The sequence below is a fragment of the Pseudomonas sp. GLN_2 genome (assembly GCF_043106005.1).
Lineage (GTDB): Bacteria > Pseudomonadota > Gammaproteobacteria > Pseudomonadales > Pseudomonadaceae > Aquipseudomonas > Aquipseudomonas alloputida.
The window spans coordinates 82,967-100,641 of sequence record NZ_JBICMC010000067.1; the positions used below are offsets into that span (position 1 = coordinate 82,967).

The window sequence follows — 17,675 nt, forward strand, 5'->3', positions numbered from 1 at the left end:
GGGGTGTTGCACAACCTACGGCTCCACTCGTGCGAACGCCTGATATAAAACCTTAGCGGAACCGATTACGCCATGAACAAAAGCCTTCGTTTCAGCCACAAGATTCTTTTGGCGGCATCACTGATCGTGATACTCGCCTTCAGCCTTTTCACCCTCTACAACGATTACCTCCAGCGTAATGCGATCCGCGAGGACCTGGAAAACTATCTGGCTGAAATGGGCACCTCCACGTCGACCAACATTCGCAACCTGTTCGAGGGCCGGATAAAGCTGGTGGAGAACCTGGCGCAGAACATTGCCCAAGACCCAGCCAACGCCGAAACCCTGATGGGTCAGAATGCGCTGATATCCAGCTTCCTCACGGTCTACCTGGGCAAAGTCGACGGCGGTTTCAGCGTACGCCCGGACGCGAAGATGCCCGACGGCTACGACCCGCGCACCCGCCCTTGGTACAAGGACGGCATGAACGCCAGCGGCGCGACGCTGACCGAACCCTACATCGATATGACCACCAACAAGATGGTCATTGGTATCCTCAGCAAGGTCTCCAGCAGCGTGGGCGTGGTCGGCGGCGACCTGGCCCTGGACGGCCTGGTGCAGATCATCAACTCGCTGAACTTCGGCGGCATGGGATACGCCTTCCTGGTCAACGACCAGGGCAAGATACTGGTGCACCCGGATAAAGATCTGGTCATGAAATCGCTGTCGGACCTGTTCCCGCAGCGCACGCCGAAACTGACCGGTGAGCTGACCGAAGTGCAAAGCGAGGGCCAGACCCGCCTGCTGACCTTCAGCCCGATTACCGGCCTGCCGTCGGCAAACTGGTACATCGGCCTGTCGGTGGACAAGGACAAGGCCTTCTCGATGCTCAGCACCTTCCGCACCTCGGCGGTGATCGCCACGGTGGTGGCAGTGGTGATCATCATCGGCCTGCTCGGCTTGCTGATCCGCGTGTTGATGCAACCACTGCACACCATGACCCGCGCCATGGAAGACATAGCCGAAGGTGAAGGCGACCTGACCAAGCGCCTGCACATCCACAACCACGACGAATTCGGTGTCCTCGGCAACGCCTTCAACCGCTTCGTCGAACGCATTCACAGCAGCATTCGCGAAGTGTCCTCGGCCACCGAGCAGGTCAACGAAGTAGCCCTGCGGGTGATCAGCGCTTCGAATTCGTCGATGACCAACTCCGACGAGCAGTCCAACCGCACCAACAGTGTCGCCGCCGCCATCAATGAATTGGGCGCTGCGGCTCAGGAAATCGCCGGCAACGCCGCCCAGGCTTCGCAGCACGCAAGCTCCGCACGCCTGCTGGCCGAAGAAGGCCAGCAAGTGGTCGAGCGCAACATTGCCGCAATGAACCGCCTGTCCGACCTGATCGTCACCTCCAGCGCGCACATCGAAACACTCAACAGCAAGACCGTGAATATCGGCCAGATCCTGGAAGTGATCACCAGCATTTCCCAGCAGACCAACCTGCTGGCGCTGAACGCCGCCATCGAAGCGGCCCGCGCCGGTGAGGCCGGGCGTGGCTTTGCCGTGGTCGCCGATGAGGTGCGCAATCTGGCTCACCGCACCCAGGAGTCGGCACAGCAAGTGCAGACCATGATCGAAGAGCTGCAGGTCGGTGCCCGCGAGTCGGTCGACACCATGGACCAGAGCCAGCGCCACAGCCAGGACAGCATGCAGATCGCCAACCAGGCGGGTGAGCGACTGGACAGTGTTACCGTGCGCATTGGCGAGATCGACGGCATGAACCAGTCGGTGGCCACCGCCACCGAAGAGCAGACCGCCGTGGTCGAGGCGATCAACATGGACATCAACGAGATCAACATGCTCAACCAGGAAGGCGTGGAGAACCTGCAAGCGACCCTGCGCGCCTGCTCCGACCTCGAGCAGCAGGCTGGCCGCCTGAAGCACCTGGTGGGCAGCTTCCGTATCTGATAGAGGCTACACCTTCACCTGGAGCAGCCTTGTGCTGCTCCAGGCATTGCGCACTCCCCTCCTCTCAAACCGATCGAACAAACTATCCTTCTGATAGGTCCACCTTTAGGCATTTCATCGCCGGCATTTCAACGCCGGATGACAGACCCGAAGACGATCCCGGAGGGATGCTGATCGTGCACATCGCCGACATCACCATGTTCTACGCCCCGGCCAGCGGTGGCGTACGTACCTATCTTGATGCCAAACATCACCGTCTCGACGCCATTCACGGCGTACGCCACAGCCTGTTGATTCCCGGTGCCAGCGCCCAGCACGGCGATGGCATCTATCAGGTACCTGCGCCGCCCTTGCCGTTTGGCAAGGGCTACCGCTTTCCGGTACGCCTGGCCCCCTGGTGCAATACACTGCGCACGCTCAAACCCGACCTGATTGAAGTTGGCGACCCCTACCTGACCGCCTGGGCGGCGCTGGAAGCGCGGCGCCAGCTCGACGTGCCCGTGATCGGTTTCTACCATTCCGACCTGCCGTTACTGGTCAGCAACCGCATGGGCAACTGGTTCGCACCCAATGTCGAGGCCTACGTCAGCAAGCTATACGGCAACTTTGATCGGGTACTGGCCCCCAGCCAGGTGATGGCCGACAAACTACGCCGCTTGGGCGTGCGCGATGTCCATGTGCAGCCGCTGGGCGTTGACCTTGCCACCTTCCACCCCTCCCGGCGCGACCCACATGTGCGTGCCGAACTGGGCATTGCCGACACCAGCCGCCTGTTGATCTTTGCCGGCCGCGGCTCGCGGGAAAAGAACCTGCCGGTGCTGCTTGACTGCATGCAGCAACTCGGCGACCCCTACCACCTGTTACTGGTGGGCTCGAACATGCCGGCCAGCGTGCCGCACAACGTCAGCGTCATCGATCACTTCTGCCCGGCTGCCGAGGTGGCCCGGCTGATCGCCAGCGCCGACTTGCTGGTGCATGCTGGCGACCAGGAAACATTCGGCCTGGTCATTCTCGAAGCGATGGCCAGCGCCACCCCCGTGGTGGCCGTGCGCGCCGGTGCGTTCCCTGAAATCATCAACGAACAGTGTGGCCGCCTGTGCACGCCCAACGATGGTCGGGCCATGGCGTGCGCCGTGCGCGAGGCGTTCGAGGCGGGTATCCGCGAGCTCGGCGTGCAGGCCCGCCACCATGTAGAGCAACATTATTCATGGGATAACGTAGTAGCTGGCCTGCTCCAGCACTACCAGGCCGTGCTCGGCCACCAGCCGCAGGTGCGCGCCCATGCTTGAGCCCTCCGCCAGCCAGCGCAGCCTCATGCTGGTGTTGCATGATATTGCCCCGGAAACCTGGCCGGACTATGAACCGTTCGTAAGGGCCGTGGACGCGCTGGGCAACGTGCCAATGACATGGCTGGTGGTCCCGGACTTCCATCGACGTAATCCGCTGCACCAGGCACCTTCGTTCTGCCGCCTCCTGGACGAACGCCTTGCCAAAGGCGACGAACTGGCGCTTCACGGCTACGCCCATGCTGACGAAGGCCCCGCCCCCCGCAGCCCCATCGACTACTTCATGCGGCGTATATATACCCATGAAGGCGAGTTCTACGGCCTTGATGAGAACGAAGCGCTTACCCGTCTACAGGAGGGCCTGGCACTGTTCGAAGACCAAGGGTGGCCTGTGGCAGGGTTTGTCGCACCGGCCTGGCTCATGAGCCAGGGCACACGGCAAGCGCTGTGCCGCCTGCCACTGAAATACACCAGTACACCGCAGCATCTGTACCGCTTGCCGGACTTTACGGCCATTGATGCGCCAGGCCTGGTCTGGAGCGCACGGAGCGCATGGCGTCGCACGTTGTCCCGCACGCTGTGCGACTGGCAATGCCGGCGCTGGCGGGGCGCGAGCACATTGCGCTTGGGGCTGCACCCTGTAGACATGCGTCATCGCTCATCCCGAGACTATTGGTTGCGAACGCTGGAAACACTGGTGAAGGATGGCCGCGAACCGCTGACCAAATCTGCCTGGCTGGAGCGCCAGGGGGCAGCATGAAGCGCTGGGCCTGGCTGGCGCTGGCATTGCTGGGGGCAGCGCTGGTGCCAGCGTTGCTGGGTGGTAGCGAGCTGCTGCCGAGGCTGAGCCGGTTCGACCCGCACCTGCTGCTCATGCTGCTAGGCATGATTCTGTTGTGCTGGGTCATCAATGCGCTGCGCCTGCGCCTGTTGCTGGGTGAACAGGCAAAACAGTTGAGCCATGCTCGCAGCCTCGGCGTGGTCATGGCCACCGAGTTTGCCATCTGCACCACCCCTGGCGGCAGTGGTGGGCCGCTGACCCTGATGGCCCTGCTGGCGCGAGACCGCATCCGCCCGGCGCGCAGCGGCGCCGTTTTTGCCATGGACCAGTTGAACGACCTGGTGTTCTTCTTCTGCGCAATGCTGGCGATTGCCGGCTACGCGCTGTTCCACAGCCTGGGCCGCAGCCAGGAAAGCATGTTGCTTGGCAGTGCGTTAATGCTGTGCACAGCGTTGGCCGGGGTGATCGGGCTGTTGCGCTACCGGCGCCCGATAATGCGCATGAACGGCAGGCTGTTGCAGCGCATGGGGATGGGCCAGCCGCGCAAACGTCGCTGGGCGCGCAAACTGCTGCACTTCGTTGCAGCACTGGCGCAGACCTGGCGCCTGCCCAAGCGCAGGCTGAGCCTGGTGTTCACCCTGACGTGCATCCACTGGGGGCTGCGCTACAGCGTGCTGTACCTGGTGTTGCGGGGCTTGGGGGTAGACCTGCAGTGGATTCCCAGCTTCCTGGTGCAGATGCTGTCGCTGAGCGCCGGCCAATTCAGTCTGCTGCCTGGCGGGGCCGGGGCCGCCGAGCTGACGTCGGCCAGCCTGTTGACACCCTTGGTGGGCAGTTCGACCGCAGCTGCGGCAATCCTGATATGGCGGGCGGTTACTTACTACTTTTATCTGCTGGCTGGGGGGCCGGTGTTTGTGTGCCTGCTGGGACGTCCGTTGCTGGAGCGCTGGCGGCGTCAGGCGGGTTGAGCTGTTGCCAGAGTTCGGCGGCGCCGGGGAAGTCGGTGCCATCCGTGTCATCCAGGGCGTCAGGGTCGTAGCGGGCCAGGCAGCCTTCGCCAAGAATCGGTGGAGGTGAGACGACGGGGTTGTTGCGTTGCTTGGTCATTGCCGTTTCACCCAAGATTGCCGGGGCGCTCTGCGCCCCTGTTGCGACAGGGCTGCGCAGCAGCCCAGCCTCTTACAGCAAGCCGGACGGTGTCAGTCGAACACCACAGTCTTGTTACCATGCACCAGCACACGGTCTTCCAGGTGATAACGCAGGCCACGGGCCAGCACCATCTTCTCCACATCACGGCCAAAGCGGACCATGTCCTCGATGCTGTCGGCATGGCTGACACGCACCACATCCTGCTCGATGATCGGGCCGGCATCCAACTCTTCAGTGACGTAGTGGCACGTCGCGCCAATCAGCTTCACCCCACGCAGGGCAGCCTGGTGGTAAGGCTTGGCGCCGACGAACGACGGCAGGAAGCTGTGATGGATGTTGATCACCTTCTCGGCATAGTCCCGGCACAGTTGTGGTGGCAGGATTTGCATGTAGCGGGCCAGCACCACGACGTCGGCGGCATGCTCCTGCACCAGGCGCGACACTTCGGCAAAGGCCGGGGCCTTGTCTTTGGGGTCGACCGGAACATGGAAGAACGGAATACCGTGCCACTCGACCATGCTGCGCAGGTCGTTGTGGTTGGAGATGACGCAAGGGATCTCGCAGTCCAGCTCATCGGTGTGCCAGCGGTGCAGCAAGTCTGCCAGGCAGTGCGACTCACGGCTGGCCATCAATACCACGCGTTTTTTCTGAGCCGAGTCGGTAATGCGCCAGGTCATGGAGAACTCTTCGGCGATCGGCGCAAACGCCTCACGGAAGGCTTCGATACCGAACGGCAGCGATTCAGCGCGGATTTCATGACGCATGAAGAACCAACCGCTCTGCTCATCGGAGTGGTGGCTGGCTTCGTTGATCCAGCCATTGTACAAGGCCAGGAAATTACTGACTTTCGCCACGATGCCTACACGGTCGGGGCAGGCGATCACCAGACGATAGGTGCGCATGAATGAGACTCCAGAACTTCGCAAAGGCGCCTATTCTAGCGGCCCGCCAGAAAAAACGCAGTATTGATCGCTGCCGCGATTGCATATGCAGGCCCGAAAACGCCACACGGGCGCTGCCTGACAGACAAGAGGAAACGCACGGGGCATATGTAAAAATTTGTTCACGTAGAGAAATGCTGTCACAGCTTAATTAACAGTTAATTGCCCAATCTTATGTTTACTTGCGAGTAGGGGCTGTCTATTATTGCCCCACACATTTCTGAACACGCATTAAGGAACACTCCATGTCCCTGATCAACGAGTACCGCGCTACCGAAGAAGCCATCAAGGAACTTCAGGCCCGCCTGGCCAATCTGTCGCAGGATGACAAGCTGAAGAAAGAACTGGAGTTCGAAGGCAAACTGCGCACACTGATGGGCGAGTACTCCAAGTCGCTGCGCGACGTGATTGCCCTGCTCGATCCAGAATCGAAACTGAGCAAGGCACCTCGTGGTTCGGTCAAGACTACCGCCACCAAGCGCGCACGCAAGGTCAAGCAATACAAGAACCCGCACAACGGTGAAGTGATCGAAACCAAAGGCGGCAACCACAAGACCCTGAAAGAGTGGAAAGCCACTTGGGGCGGCGATGTGGTTGAAAGCTGGGCAACCCTGCTGGACTGATTATCCGCATACGCCTCTTGCTTCGCACAACAAAAACGCCGGCACACTGCCGGCGTTTTTGTTTACCGGCCATCAGCCGATTGAATAGTGCTCCTGCAATTGTCGAGCATGCAGTTGCCAGGCCTCCAACACTCGCCTGCCCGCCTCGTCGGCGCCCTCCCAGGCTTGCTGGCGTGCCTGTTCGAAGTCGCCCAAGGTATTCGGCGCGCCCCACTGCGGGTCGCTCAGGCGTTGCTGGCAGAAGCCATACCAACGTTGCCGCTCTTCGGGGGTCAAGGTTTCAGGAAAGTTACGTGCCCGGTAGCGAAACAACAGCTCCGGCAAACGCGGATCATCGAACATCCAGTGGCCATGGCTCAACTGCGCCGGTTCCAGCGCACGAACTTGCTCGCATAAGCGCCGGTCGCGGTCACCTATAAAACCCTCATACAACTGCTGTTCCGGGTCCTCGCTCGGAGCGAACTCGTCCTTGCCATAGATGTGCTCCAGCTTTTCTTGCCATTGCGCCTGTTGATTGGCCAATTGTTCGCCGCGCGATTGTAACAACGTCAAGTCCAGGCCCAATCGTTGTTGATCGAGCGGGCGCAATACCGACAGCGGCGCCACTACCGGGCAACGATTGATCTGCACCAATTTGAGCGGTACCGGTAATTCACCTTCAGCCAATTCATCATGCCGGGTGTACAAGCGCTGACGCAAAACTTCAGCACTTTCCCGCAGTAACGGTAGGGTTTCCTGATGCAGGTCGCAGACAATCAGTGCATTGCGATTACGCGGGTGCCAGGCCAGTGGCAATACGACCCCCAGGTAATTGCGCGCCGCCGAAAAACGCCCGGATATATGCACCAGTGGCTGCAACAGACGGATCTGTTCCATCACTTTATGCTTGCTGCGCAGTTGAAACAGCCAGTCATACAACTTGGGTTGTTTCTGCCGAATCAGGCGAGCCAAGGCAATGGTTGCCCGCACGTCGGAAAGCGCTTCGTGGGCATGACCGTGGTCAATGCCATTGGCCTTGCTCAGCAGCTCCAGACGCAGGCTGGTGCGCCCGTCCTGCTGCGGCCATTCAATGCCTTCCGGGCGCAGGGCATAGGCGGTGCGTACAATGTCGATCAGGTCCCAGCGGCTATTGCCTCCCTGCCATTCACGGGCATAGGGGTCGAAAAAGTTGCGGTAAAGGCTGTAGCGAGTCACTTCATCGTCGAAGCGCAGGGTGTTGTAGCCGGCACCACAGGTGCCCGGTTGCGCCAGCTGGGCATGCACGCGAGTCATGAACTCGGCTTCGCACAGGCCCTGCTCCGCCAACAGTTGTGGCGTGATGCCTGTCACCAGGCAGGCCGCCGGGTGCGGCAGGATGTCGTCCGACGGTCGGCAATAAAGGCTGATTGGCTCGTCGATTTCGTTGAGGTCGAAGTCAGTGCGCAGGCCGGCCACCTGCAGCGGCCGATCGCAGCGCGGGTTGATGCCGGTGGTTTCATAGTCGTGCCAGAAAATGCTGGAGGTCACGGGGTCGTCCTGTATCGAGGTCGACCCGATTCTAGCGCGATTCTGAAAAATGAACGTTCAGACGGGAGCGTTGGCGGGGCGGAAACTGAAATAGTCGCGCAACGAACGTACGAAATCATCGTACTCGCGCGGAGACTGCAGCAGCATGAAGCCCGAATCGTAGTGCCCAGGCGTCTGGTCCTCGCGGCACCACAGGCAACTGGCCGTGAGGTTGACGAACTGGTGCCCGCCGCCCGGCAGGGGCATACGCAGTTGCAGCTCGTAATCAGGCCCGACCAACACGGGCAGCTGGCTGATGACCATCAACCCATTTTCAGAGGCATTGCCTAGCTGACCGATCTCCTGACCGGTAAAGCGGTTGAACACCTTGAGGACACAAGGTAGCTGATGACGTTCGATGTGGCGCTTGTTAAACATGATCGCGAGTGTATTCCGTACCTGATGCCAGGAATACTAGGTACTGGCGGTTGTTGTAACAGCTGAGTTACAGATTAGCGCAGCACGCGCAGCAAATCCCGTGAAATAAACCACACCTTTGTGTTAGCGCCAAGGTACGGTCGTCACCGGATTGGCCACGGCCGTTTCTGCGCCGCGCAAATGGCCGAGTTTTTCCAGCGTCTGCAGACGCGCTCGGGCGCGATAGGCATATTCGTTGCCCGGGTACTGCTGGATCAGGTACTGATAGGTTTGCGCCGCATCCACGTACAACGCCTGGCGCTCCAGGCACTGGCCGCGCAGCAGTGACACTTCGGGGTGGATGAACGGCCGGGCACGGCTGGTGCGATCAACCTGCGACAGTTCGAGCATGACCCGTGCGCAATCGCCGCGGTCGTAGGCGCGGTAGGCATTGTTCAGATGGTGGTCCATGGACCAGCGGGTACAGCCGACGGCGCTGGCGGCCAAGGCTAAAACGATCAGGGCTCGCATGGGGATCTCCTTTGATGCCAGTGTATCGGCGTTTGCCTGCAAATCTTCACACCCTTTTGCAAGGATACCCTGCCCCGTTCAAATGCCACCCTGCCTTGGTCGCAGGTAGTGCAACGGAACAATGACTACAGCGAGATTCAGGAGTAGCCTTTCGCTGCGCTTCACTATAGGAGTCTGTGCATGAGCATCCGCCGCACCAAAATCGTCGCCACCCTTGGCCCCGCCAGCAACTCGCCGGAAGTGATCGAACAACTGATCCTCGCCGGCCTGGACGTGGCACGTCTGAACTTCTCCCACGGCACGCCGGACGAGCACAAGGCCCGCGCGCGCCTGATCCGTGACATCGCCGCCAAGAACGGCCGCCATGTTGCACTGCTGGGCGACCTGCAGGGTCCGAAGATCCGCATCGCCAAGTTCGCCAACAAGCGCATCGAACTGAAGATCGGTGACAAGTTCACCTTCTCCACCGCCCACCCGCTGACCGAAGGCAACCAGGACATCGTCGGTATCGACTACCCCGACCTGGTCAAGGACTGCGGCGTTGGTGACGAACTGCTGCTCGACGATGGCCGTGTGGTCATGCGCGTCGAAACCGCCACTGCAGACGCCCTGCACTGCGTGGTGATCATCGGTGGCCCGCTGTCGGACCACAAAGGCATCAACCGTAAAGGTGGTGGCCTGACCGCACCGGCCCTGACCGAAAAAGACAAGGCCGACATCAAACTGGCTGCGGAAATGGACCTGGACTACCTGGCCGTTTCCTTCCCGCGTGACGCCAGCGACATGGAATACGCGCGCAAGCTGCGTGACGAAGCCGGCGGCAGCGCCTGGCTGGTGGCCAAGATCGAACGCGCCGAAGCAGTTGCCGATGACGAGACCCTCGACAAGCTGATCGCCGCCTCCGACGCTGTGATGGTTGCCCGTGGTGACCTGGGCGTGGAAATCGGCGACGCCGAGCTGATCGCTATCCAGAAGAAGATCATCCAGCACGCCCGCCGCAACAACAAGGCCGTGATCGTGGCGACTCAGATGATGGAGTCGATGATCCAGAACCCGATGCCGACCCGCGCGGAAGTGTCCGATGTGGCCAACGCCGTGCTGGACAACACCGATGCGGTGATGCTGTCGGCCGAAAGCGCCGCCGGTTCCTACCCGATCGAAGCGGTCCAGGCCATGGCACGCATCTGCCTGGGTGCCGAAAAGCACCCGACCAGCCAGAAGTCCAGCCATCGCCTGCACACCACCTTCCAGCGCTGCGACGAAAGCATCGCCTTGGCGGCCATGTACACTGCCAACCACTTCCCGGGCGTAAAGGCGATCATCGCCCTGACCGAAAGCGGCTACACCCCGCTGATCATGTCGCGCCTGCGTTCGCATGTACCGATCTTCGCCCTGTCGCCGCACCGCGCCACCCAGGCACGCGCCTCGATGTTCCGTGGCGTGTATCCGATTGCCTTCGACCCGGCCGCGCTGCCGGCCGACAAGGTGAGCCAGGCAGCGGTCGACGAACTGCTCAAACGTGGCCTGGTGGAGCAAGGAGACTGGGTGATCCTGACCAAGGGTGACAGCTACCACACTATCGGTGGCACCAACGGCATGAAGATCCTGCACGTGGGTGATCCGCTGGTCGGTTGATCCACGCTTTTCACAGCACAAGGCTCAAGCGCAGCCTTGTGCTGCGAAGAGGCCCCGACAGGAATAACAAAAAGCCCCGGTTCTCGCGAACCGGGGCTTTTTGATGGTGCAGGGGGTAAGGCTGGCTTACATCATGCCGCCCATGCCACCCATGCCGCCCATATCAGGCATGCCAGCAGCTGGCTTGTCTTCCGGCAGGTCGGCAACCATGGCTTCGGTGGTGATCATCAGACCGCCGATCGAAGCAGCAGCTTGCAGCGCCGAGCGAGTAACCTTGGCTGGGTCCAGGATGCCCATCTCGATCATGTCGCCGTATTCACCGGTAGCGGCGTTGTAGCCGAAGTTGCCCGAACCTTGCTTGACCTTGTCAGCAACCACGCTTGGCTCATCACCGGCGTTGGCAGTGATCTGGCGCAGCGGGGATTCAACAGCGCGACGCAGCAGCGCGATACCGACGTTCTGGTCTTCGTTGTCGCCTTTCAGGTCGACGATGGCCGCCAGGGCGCGAACCAGGGCAACACCACCGCCAGGCACCACGCCTTCTTCAACGGCTGCACGGGTAGCGTGCAGGGCGTCTTCAACGCGGGCTTTCTTCTCTTTCATTTCAACTTCAGTGCCGGCACCTACCTTGATCACGGCAACACCGCCAGCCAGCTTGGCCAGACGCTCTTGCAGCTTCTCACGGTCGTAGTCCGAGGAAGTTTCTTCGATCTGGGCACGGATCTGCTTGACGCGTGCTTCGATCTCGGTGTCAGCGCCGGCACCGTCGATGATGGTGGTGTTTTCCTTGGACAGGATGACGCGCTTGGCGTTACCCAGGTGCTCCAGGGTAGCGGTTTCCAGGGACAGGCCGATTTCTTCGGAGATGACCTGGCCGCCAGTCAGGACAGCGATGTCCTGCAGCATGGCCTTGCGGCGATCGCCGAAGCCTGGAGCCTTGACTGCAGCAACCTTGACGATGCCGCGCATGTTGTTGACTACCAGGGTAGCCAGCGCTTCACCTTCAACGTCTTCGGCAACGATCAGCAGTGGGCGGCCGGCCTTGGCAACGGCTTCCAGAACTGGCAGCAGCTCACGGATGTTGGAGATTTTCTTGTCGACCAGCAGCAGCAGCGGGCCTTCCAGCTCGGCAACCATGGTGTCCGGCTTGTTGACGAAGTACGGCGACAGGTAGCCGCGGTCGAACTGCATGCCTTCTACGACGGACAGTTCGTTTTCCAGGCCCGAGCCTTCTTCAACGGTGATCACGCCTTCTTTACCGACTTTTTCCATGGCTTCGGCGATGATTTCACCGATGGAGTTGTCGGAGTTGGCAGAGATAGTACCTACCTGGGCGATGGCCTTGGAGTCGGCGCATGGCTTGGACAGGTTCTTCAGCTCGGCAACAACGGCAGCAGTGGCCTTGTCGATACCGCGCTTCAGGTCCATCGGGTTCATGCCGGCAGCGACGGCTTTCAGGCCTTCGTTGACGATGGCCTGAGCCAGAACGGTAGCGGTGGTGGTGCCGTCACCGGCAGCGTCGTTGGCCTTGGAAGCAACTTCCTTGACCAGCTGGGCGCCCATGTTTTCGAAAGCGTCTTTCAGCTCGATTTCTTTGGCGACGGAAACGCCGTCCTTGGTGATGGTCGGCGCGCCGAAGCTCTTGGCCAGTACCACGTTACGGCCTTTCGGGCCCAGGGTCGCTTTTACCGCGTCAGCCAGAACGTTGACACCAACCAGCATTTTCTTACGAGCGGAATCACCAAATTTTACGTCTTTAGCAGCCATGATCGTTTAATCCTTGAAAAACTTTGGAGTAACGGGAAGTCGGGGGGAAATCAGCCTTCGACAACGGCGAGGATTTCGTTCTCGGCCATGACCAGCAGGTCTTCGCCATCGACTTTCACGGTGTTGCTGCCCGAGTACGGGCCGAAAACCACTTTGTCACCCACTTTCACGGCCAGCGCGCGAACTTCGCCGTTGTCCAGGACGCGACCGGTGCCGACGGCTACAACTTCGCCGCGGTTTGGTTTTTCAGCGGCCGAACCCGGCAGGACGATACCGCCAGCGGTTTTCGATTCTTCTTCGCTGCGACGGATGACTACGCGGTCATGCAGAGGACGAAGTTTCATTGTCGATCTCTCCCAAATTGTGGTTTTCATCGGCCGGTTCGACACCGGCGGTTTTGATGCTGTCCGGCGTTGCCGGGGGTGGCCCGCTGTGAGCGAACCACCTGTGTAATGTCTGGTGTTGCCACCAGAAACCTTGCGGTGACCACATACATGAGGCCGCCACATCCAATTACAAGGCTCGAGATAGAAAATTTTTCATCAGGCCAAAAAAAACCGGGGCCGCTTGCGCGGCCCCGGTCCTTCTTACTTGTCGCGGCGCTCGTACTCGCCTTCGATCACGTTCGGGCGGTGGCCGCCATCACGCGGCTGCGCCTGGAAGGGGTCGTCCTGGAATGCACGCTGGCGCATGGCCTGGGCCTCGGCACGCTCGCGCATCTTGCGCGCTGCCAGGCGGCGGGTGAATGGCAGCAGGCACAGCACACCCAGCACGTCGCTGATGAAGCCGGGCAGCAACAACAGGCCACCACCCACGGCCAGCATCATGCCCTGGAACATGTCCTCGGCGGGCAATTCACCGCGCTGCAGGCTTTCACGGGCGCGCAATGCAGTCGCCAGGCCGGCTACCCGCATGACCAGTACGCCCAAGGCGGAGCCGGCGATGATCAGCAGCAACGCCGGAAAGAAACCGATTGCCGCGCTGACCTTCACGAAGACGAACAGCTCCAGCACAGGAAAAATCAGAAACAGCAGTAGAAAAGCACGCATCAAGGGTTCCTCGACGGAAGATAACCTTCCAATAAGACCTCAAATGGATGCCTGCGCTCCGGATTTCAACCCTCGGCTTGCATCACAAGCGGCCAATTGTCGGCGCGAGCCAGCAAAACCAAGGCCTCGCGGACTTGTGTCGGCGTGTTGCAAGTAGTGGGGAAAGGCAACCAGTGCACGGCCTGGCCGATGCGCAGGTGCATGCCTTCACTGTCTACCCCAACCATCTGCGCCGGTACGTGCCGTGGCAACCCGGTCAATTCGACGTAGTGGGCAATGGCACTGGCGTGATCGCTGTTCATGTGTTCGATCATGCTCCCCTCGGCCTTGCCCGCGAACGGGTTGGCCAAGGTCACATGGTCAAGCCAGTGGATCGCACCGAAGCCGCCGATGTAGCGGTGGCGCACCGGTTGCAGCACCCAGAAATCGAAGTCGTGGGCCTTGTGGTAGTTGGCCGCGTCCGGGAAATAGCGGTAATAGCGTTCGGCGGCGGCCTCGATGACGGCTTCGTCGACCAGCTTGTGCGCTTCGGCCATCACCGTCAGGCGCCCTACCGCCTGCACATCCTCAGCCTCGCGCTCACCCACCAACAGCGAACACTTGGGGTCCTTCTGCAGATTATGGGTGTGCTGGGCAATGCGGCTGATCAGGATCAGCGGGTTGCCCTGGGCGTCCAGGCAGTACGGCACGACCGAACCGAAGGGGTAGCCAGGCATCGACCTGGAATGTGTCGAAAGCACGCCGCGGTATTCCTTGAGCAGCAGTTCCCGGGCGGGGCGGATGGCGTTGGTACTCACTTGAGGGCGGCTCCTGGCGGACGGGTTGGGGACAAGATAAGCATTATCAGCTGCCTGTGCCACTGACCTGCATCCAGACGCCTTACCAGGTAACGCCGAAGCCCGCGGTATAGCGTGTCTTGTCCAGGTCACTTTCACGCGTGCCGGTGATGATATCCTTCTCCGCCTTGAGGTTCAGCGAGGCCCACTCGGTGACCTTGTAGCGCAGGCCAACCTCGGCATCCAGCGAGTAGTCGGCCACGCCACCCAGCGGCTTGGCGAACTCGCCGTTGGTGAACAGCTGCACGTTCTTGCCGATCAGGTATCGCGTGTAATCCCACTTCACGGCCGCAGAATAGAAATTATCCTTGCCGCCGTCCCGGTACTCGAAATCTGTGCGGTTGATCAGTGAGCCCAGCGAGAACGCACCCAGCTCATCGTCCCAGAACTGGTAACCCGGGCCGGTACCCACGGTGCGCTGGCGGGCCAGGTCTTCGATGTGATCGCGCTTGTATTCCGCACGCCCCTGCCAGAACCACTTATCGGTAATGAAGCGGTCCAGCGCGTACTCGGCGCTCCAGTTGTTGGTGGTGGTGACGTCGTCCTTGGTCTCGCGGTTGTACTCACCCTCGGCGTTGTGCCGCCAGCGGCCATGGCGGGCAGTGGTCTTGAAGCCTACGTCGTAATCGTCGGTGTCGTTCTCGGCGCGCTTGTAGTCCAGCGCCACGTCGACATTGCCTTTCCACACGAAATCCTCGACCAACGGCTTGGGCTTCATGATCTGTTCGATGCTGGCCAGCTCCACCGTCTTCGGTGAATCGCCATTGGCCAAGGTCACCTTGCCTGGCTCTGCCGCCTTGAGCGACTTGGCTTTCTCTCCGCTGTAGGCGTCCTGCTTGACCAGCATCTCCTGGTCGCTTTCCAGCGTCTGGACCTCTTTCCAGTCCAGGGCGATGGACCCGCCATAAGGGGTTTCCAGCAGCAGCTTGCCGCCGTCGAATACCTTGATCTTGCCACTTAGCCGGTCACCGTTCTTCATCCACACAGTGTCGGCGAACACCGGAGAGGCACACAGGGAAACAGCAAGAAGGCACAACAAGGATCTAGAATTCATAAACGGGCTTTGTTTGCGGACTATGGGTTCGATTTGACGAAAAAGCCGGGCATTATCCAGATACCCACGACCAGAGCAAGGACAGACCGGGAGTATGCCGTTGAGTTCAACTCTCATTTACCAGACCACCGGTCCGGTTTCATCTGCAGCCCAAGGCGGGCGAGATGTCTGATGGATATGAGCACGCCCTCGATTCGGCCGAGGGCCGACGAACGGCGCTATATTCAGTACTGGGCCAAGTGCCACCCGGCAAGGTCGTGAGCTATGGCCAACTGGCCGAACTGGCTGGGCTTGGCCGTGCGGCGCGCTGGGTTGGGCGCACCCTGGGGCAGTTGCCTGCAGACACACGCCTGCCTTGGCACCGGGTGCTTGGTGCGGGTGGCCGGCTGAGCCTGGCGCTGGGCACCCCGTCGGGCGATGAACAACGGGCGCGGTTACGCGCAGAAGGTGTGAATGTAAGCAACAATCGTGTGGATATGACGCGCCATGGCTGGCGCCCAATGGAGCACAGCGGTTAGAGTGCGCGCTTTGTTTTCGAAAACTTGAGGCAGATGTTGGCCCATGCCCCGTAAAACCTGGCGCGCTGCGCTTGCTGCCTATGCCAGCCCGTCAACATTGGTACTTTTGCTACTCGGTTTCGCCGCCGGCCTACCCTACATGCTGGTGTTCTCGACCCTGTCGGTATGGTTGCGCGAAGCCGGCGTTGCCCGTGAAACCATCGGTTATGCAAGCCTGATTGGCTTGGCCTACGCCTTCAAGTGGGTCTGGTCACCGCTGCTCGACCAATGGCGCTTGCCGCTGCTTGGCGGCCTCGGGCGCCGGCGCTCGTGGCTGCTGTTGTCGCAAGCGCTAGTGGTGATCGGGCTGGTCGGCATGAGCCTGTGCGACCCGCAACAGCATCTCTCCTGGCTGATTGCCATGGCCGTACTGGTTGCTTTCGCCTCGGCTACCCAGGACATTGCTGTCGACGCCTACCGCCTGGAAATCGCTGACGACCAGCGCCAGGCCGCGCTCGCAGCCAGTTACATGGCCGGCTACCGGGTGGCTGCCTTGCTCGCCACCGCCGGTGCCCTGTTCTTCGCCGAGTGGTTCGGCTCTACCGGCTTCAGCTACCTGCACAAGGCCTGGGCCGGCACCTACGTGATGTTCGGGGTGATGATGCTGCCCGCCCTGTTCACCACCTTGGTCATGCGCGAACCGCCAGTGCCCATGCGCACCCAACTGTCGGCAGCGCGCTACGGGCTGGTGCACCAGATGGCTTCGGTGTTCGTGCTGATCATCCTGCTGGTCTCGGTACCGGCCAGCTTCACCCAGATGTTCAATACCGGCTGGTCCAGCGTGGTCTCCGGTGATGCCACGCCGCTCGACCTGCTGCTGGAAGACCGCGCCTTCCTGCGCCTGATCCTCTACGTGCTGCTGACCTGGGCCTGCCTGTCGAGCCTCGGCCGCCGCGGCCTGGCCCCCGTGCTGACCCCGATCAACGACTTCATCACCCGCTACCGCTGGCAGGCTCTGCTGCTGCTGGGCCTGATCGCCACCTATCGCATGTCGGACACGGTGATGGGGGTGATGGCCAACGTGTTCTATATCGACATGGGCTTCACCAAGGACCAGATTGCCAGCGTCAGCAAGATCTTCGGCCTGATCATGACCCTGGTCGGCGCCGGGGTTGGCGGCCTGCTGATCGTACGCTTCGGCATCATGCCCATCCTGTTCATTGGCGGCGTAGCCTCTGCCGGCACCAACATCCTGTTCCTGATGTTGGCTGACATGGGGCCGAACCTGGAAATGCTGGTGGTGACCATCTCGCTGGACAACTTCAGCTCCGGCATGGCTACCTCGGCCTTTGTCGCCTACCTGTCAAGCCTGACCAACCTGAAGTTCTCGGCGACCCAGTACGCGCTGCTCAGTTCGATCATGTTGCTGTTGCCGCGGCTGATCGGCGGGTATTCGGGCGTTATTGTGGAGAAGTTCGGCTACCACGACTTCTTCCTGATCACAGCGCTGCTGGGGGTGCCTACGCTGATCCTGATCGCCCTGCAGTGGCATCAGGAAGCCGGGCGGGGAACGCCGGTGGCGGACGACCACTCGGTGGCTGAGCGGCCCTGAAACTTTGTATTGCCTGTACTGGCCTCTTCGCGGGTAAACCCGCTCCTACACCGGGCCGCGTTGCC

General features: G+C 61.0%; 16 protein-coding genes and 2 pseudogenes. 9 read left to right on the forward strand and 9 right to left on the reverse strand.

The window, feature by feature from the left end:
• Positions 1-72 precede the first annotated feature (72 nt).
• The 5 genes and pseudogenes from ACF8Q6_RS16050 to ACF8Q6_RS16070 all read left to right on the forward strand — a co-directional run.
• Positions 73-1,089: pseudogene (locus tag ACF8Q6_RS16050) on the forward strand (cache domain-containing protein); the annotation flags it as partial.
• A 261-nt stretch (positions 1,090-1,350) separates the two neighbouring features.
• Positions 1,351-1,947, forward strand: a pseudogene (locus tag ACF8Q6_RS16055) (methyl-accepting chemotaxis protein); the annotation flags it as partial.
• Positions 1,948-2,114: 167 nt separating this feature from the next.
• The gene (locus ACF8Q6_RS16060; protein WP_019437961.1) at positions 2,115-3,236 is read left to right on the forward strand and encodes a glycosyltransferase family 1 protein; all 1,122 of its coding nucleotides are present in this window, start codon (positions 2,115-2,117) and stop codon (positions 3,234-3,236) included.
• Positions 3,229-3,993, forward strand: coding sequence for a DUF2334 domain-containing protein (locus ACF8Q6_RS16065; protein ID WP_392492421.1), 765 nt, complete (start codon positions 3,229-3,231; stop codon positions 3,991-3,993). The genes ACF8Q6_RS16060 and ACF8Q6_RS16065 overlap by 8 nt, the downstream gene beginning before the upstream one ends.
• Positions 3,990-4,982 (forward strand): lysylphosphatidylglycerol synthase transmembrane domain-containing protein, encoded by a 993-nt coding sequence (locus ACF8Q6_RS16070; protein WP_014859133.1) that lies wholly within the window; start codon positions 3,990-3,992, stop codon positions 4,980-4,982. Before ACF8Q6_RS16065 ends, ACF8Q6_RS16070 begins: the two co-directional genes overlap by 4 nt.
• A gap of 231 nt (positions 4,983-5,213) precedes the next feature.
• Here ACF8Q6_RS16070 and purU read toward each other — a convergent pair whose 3' ends face one another.
• Positions 5,214-6,065, reverse strand: a complete 852-nt coding sequence (purU, locus tag ACF8Q6_RS16075; protein ID WP_003251921.1) for a formyltetrahydrofolate deformylase — start codon at positions 6,063-6,065, stop codon at positions 5,214-5,216.
• 284 nt (positions 6,066-6,349) lie between these two features.
• Between purU and mvaT the strand changes: the two genes are divergently transcribed.
• Complete coding sequence (gene mvaT, locus ACF8Q6_RS16080) at positions 6,350-6,727, forward strand: histone-like nucleoid-structuring protein MvaT (RefSeq protein WP_003251920.1); 378 nt, start codon at positions 6,350-6,352, stop codon at positions 6,725-6,727.
• Between the two features lie 72 nt (positions 6,728-6,799).
• On the opposite strand, the gene sbcB is transcribed toward mvaT, so the two are convergent.
• The 3 genes from sbcB to ACF8Q6_RS16095 all read right to left on the reverse strand — a co-directional run bounded on the left by sbcB (position 6,800) and on the right by ACF8Q6_RS16095 (position 9,160).
• Positions 6,800-8,233: an exodeoxyribonuclease I gene (sbcB, locus tag ACF8Q6_RS16085; protein WP_392493143.1), complete on the reverse strand. Its 1,434-nt coding sequence runs from the start codon at positions 8,231-8,233 to the stop codon at positions 6,800-6,802.
• A gap of 57 nt (positions 8,234-8,290) precedes the next feature.
• Positions 8,291-8,650: a PilZ domain-containing protein gene (locus tag ACF8Q6_RS16090; protein ID WP_012053641.1), complete on the reverse strand. Its 360-nt coding sequence runs from the start codon at positions 8,648-8,650 to the stop codon at positions 8,291-8,293.
• A gap of 123 nt (positions 8,651-8,773) precedes the next feature.
• A complete protein-coding gene (locus tag ACF8Q6_RS16095) occupies positions 8,774-9,160 on the reverse strand; it encodes a hypothetical protein (protein ID WP_003251914.1) in 387 nt (128 codons plus the stop codon).
• A gap of 180 nt (positions 9,161-9,340) precedes the next feature.
• Here ACF8Q6_RS16095 and pyk point away from each other — a divergent pair, with 180 nt between their 5' ends.
• The gene (pyk, locus tag ACF8Q6_RS16100) at positions 9,341-10,795 is read left to right on the forward strand and encodes a pyruvate kinase (protein WP_003251912.1); all 1,455 of its coding nucleotides are present in this window, start codon (positions 9,341-9,343) and stop codon (positions 10,793-10,795) included.
• A 126-nt stretch (positions 10,796-10,921) separates the two neighbouring features.
• Here the strand turns inward: pyk and groL are convergent, their stop codons facing one another.
• The 5 genes from groL to ACF8Q6_RS16125 all read right to left on the reverse strand — a co-directional run bounded on the left by groL (position 10,922) and on the right by ACF8Q6_RS16125 (position 15,501).
• The gene (gene groL / locus ACF8Q6_RS16105) at positions 10,922-12,562 is read right to left on the reverse strand and encodes a chaperonin GroEL (RefSeq protein WP_003251907.1); all 1,641 of its coding nucleotides are present in this window, start codon (positions 12,560-12,562) and stop codon (positions 10,922-10,924) included.
• Between the two features lie 50 nt (positions 12,563-12,612).
• A complete protein-coding gene (locus ACF8Q6_RS16110; protein WP_003251905.1) occupies positions 12,613-12,906 on the reverse strand; it encodes a co-chaperone GroES in 294 nt (97 codons plus the stop codon).
• 243 nt (positions 12,907-13,149) lie between these two features.
• Positions 13,150-13,611 carry an FxsA family protein gene (locus tag ACF8Q6_RS16115; RefSeq protein ID WP_003251903.1) on the reverse strand — a complete coding sequence of 154 codons (462 nt, stop codon included), beginning with the start codon at positions 13,609-13,611 and terminating at the stop codon, positions 13,150-13,152.
• A gap of 65 nt (positions 13,612-13,676) precedes the next feature.
• Positions 13,677-14,408 carry a HugZ family protein gene (locus ACF8Q6_RS16120; RefSeq protein WP_392493833.1) on the reverse strand — a complete coding sequence of 244 codons (732 nt, stop codon included), beginning with the start codon at positions 14,406-14,408 and terminating at the stop codon, positions 13,677-13,679.
• A gap of 82 nt (positions 14,409-14,490) precedes the next feature.
• A complete protein-coding gene (locus ACF8Q6_RS16125; RefSeq protein WP_392493834.1) occupies positions 14,491-15,501 on the reverse strand; it encodes a DUF481 domain-containing protein in 1,011 nt (336 codons plus the stop codon).
• A gap of 164 nt (positions 15,502-15,665) precedes the next feature.
• Between ACF8Q6_RS16125 and ACF8Q6_RS16130 the strand changes: the two genes are divergently transcribed.
• Both ACF8Q6_RS16130 and ACF8Q6_RS16135 read left to right on the forward strand, forming a co-directional pair.
• Positions 15,666-16,019: an MGMT family protein gene (locus ACF8Q6_RS16130; RefSeq protein ID WP_010952470.1), complete on the forward strand. Its 354-nt coding sequence runs from the start codon at positions 15,666-15,668 to the stop codon at positions 16,017-16,019.
• 43 nt (positions 16,020-16,062) lie between these two features.
• Positions 16,063-17,610: an AmpG family muropeptide MFS transporter gene (locus tag ACF8Q6_RS16135; RefSeq protein WP_012053644.1), complete on the forward strand. Its 1,548-nt coding sequence runs from the start codon at positions 16,063-16,065 to the stop codon at positions 17,608-17,610.
• The last annotated feature ends 65 nt before the right edge of the window (positions 17,611-17,675 follow it).

Excerpts from the sequence above, each read along its gene's own strand:
- ACF8Q6_RS16135 (WP_012053644.1), top strand. The coding sequence starts at position 16,063 with ATGCCCCGTAAAACCTGGCGCGCTGCGCTTGCTGCCTATGCCAGCCCG.
- ACF8Q6_RS16060 (WP_019437961.1), top strand. The coding sequence starts at position 2,115 with ATGCTGATCGTGCACATCGCCGACATCACCATGTTCTACGCCCCGGCC.
- ACF8Q6_RS16095 (WP_003251914.1), bottom strand. The coding sequence starts at position 9,160 with ATGCGAGCCCTGATCGTTTTAGCCTTGGCCGCCAGCGCCGTCGGCTGT.
- ACF8Q6_RS16125 (WP_392493834.1), bottom strand. The coding sequence starts at position 15,501 with ATGAATTCTAGATCCTTGTTGTGCCTTCTTGCTGTTTCCCTGTGTGCC.
- pyk (WP_003251912.1), top strand. The coding sequence starts at position 9,341 with ATGAGCATCCGCCGCACCAAAATCGTCGCCACCCTTGGCCCCGCCAGC.
- ACF8Q6_RS16130 (WP_010952470.1), top strand. The coding sequence starts at position 15,666 with ATGTCTGATGGATATGAGCACGCCCTCGATTCGGCCGAGGGCCGACGA.
- ACF8Q6_RS16090 (WP_012053641.1), bottom strand. The coding sequence starts at position 8,650 with ATGTTTAACAAGCGCCACATCGAACGTCATCAGCTACCTTGTGTCCTC.
- mvaT (WP_003251920.1), top strand. The coding sequence starts at position 6,350 with ATGTCCCTGATCAACGAGTACCGCGCTACCGAAGAAGCCATCAAGGAA.
- ACF8Q6_RS16070 (WP_014859133.1), top strand. The coding sequence starts at position 3,990 with ATGAAGCGCTGGGCCTGGCTGGCGCTGGCATTGCTGGGGGCAGCGCTG.
- ACF8Q6_RS16115 (WP_003251903.1), bottom strand. The coding sequence starts at position 13,611 with ATGCGTGCTTTTCTACTGCTGTTTCTGATTTTTCCTGTGCTGGAGCTG.
- ACF8Q6_RS16065 (WP_392492421.1), top strand. The coding sequence starts at position 3,229 with ATGCTTGAGCCCTCCGCCAGCCAGCGCAGCCTCATGCTGGTGTTGCAT.
- groL (WP_003251907.1), bottom strand. The coding sequence starts at position 12,562 with ATGGCTGCTAAAGACGTAAAATTTGGTGATTCCGCTCGTAAGAAAATG.
- ACF8Q6_RS16110 (WP_003251905.1), bottom strand. The coding sequence starts at position 12,906 with ATGAAACTTCGTCCTCTGCATGACCGCGTAGTCATCCGTCGCAGCGAA.
- purU (WP_003251921.1), bottom strand. The coding sequence starts at position 6,065 with ATGCGCACCTATCGTCTGGTGATCGCCTGCCCCGACCGTGTAGGCATC.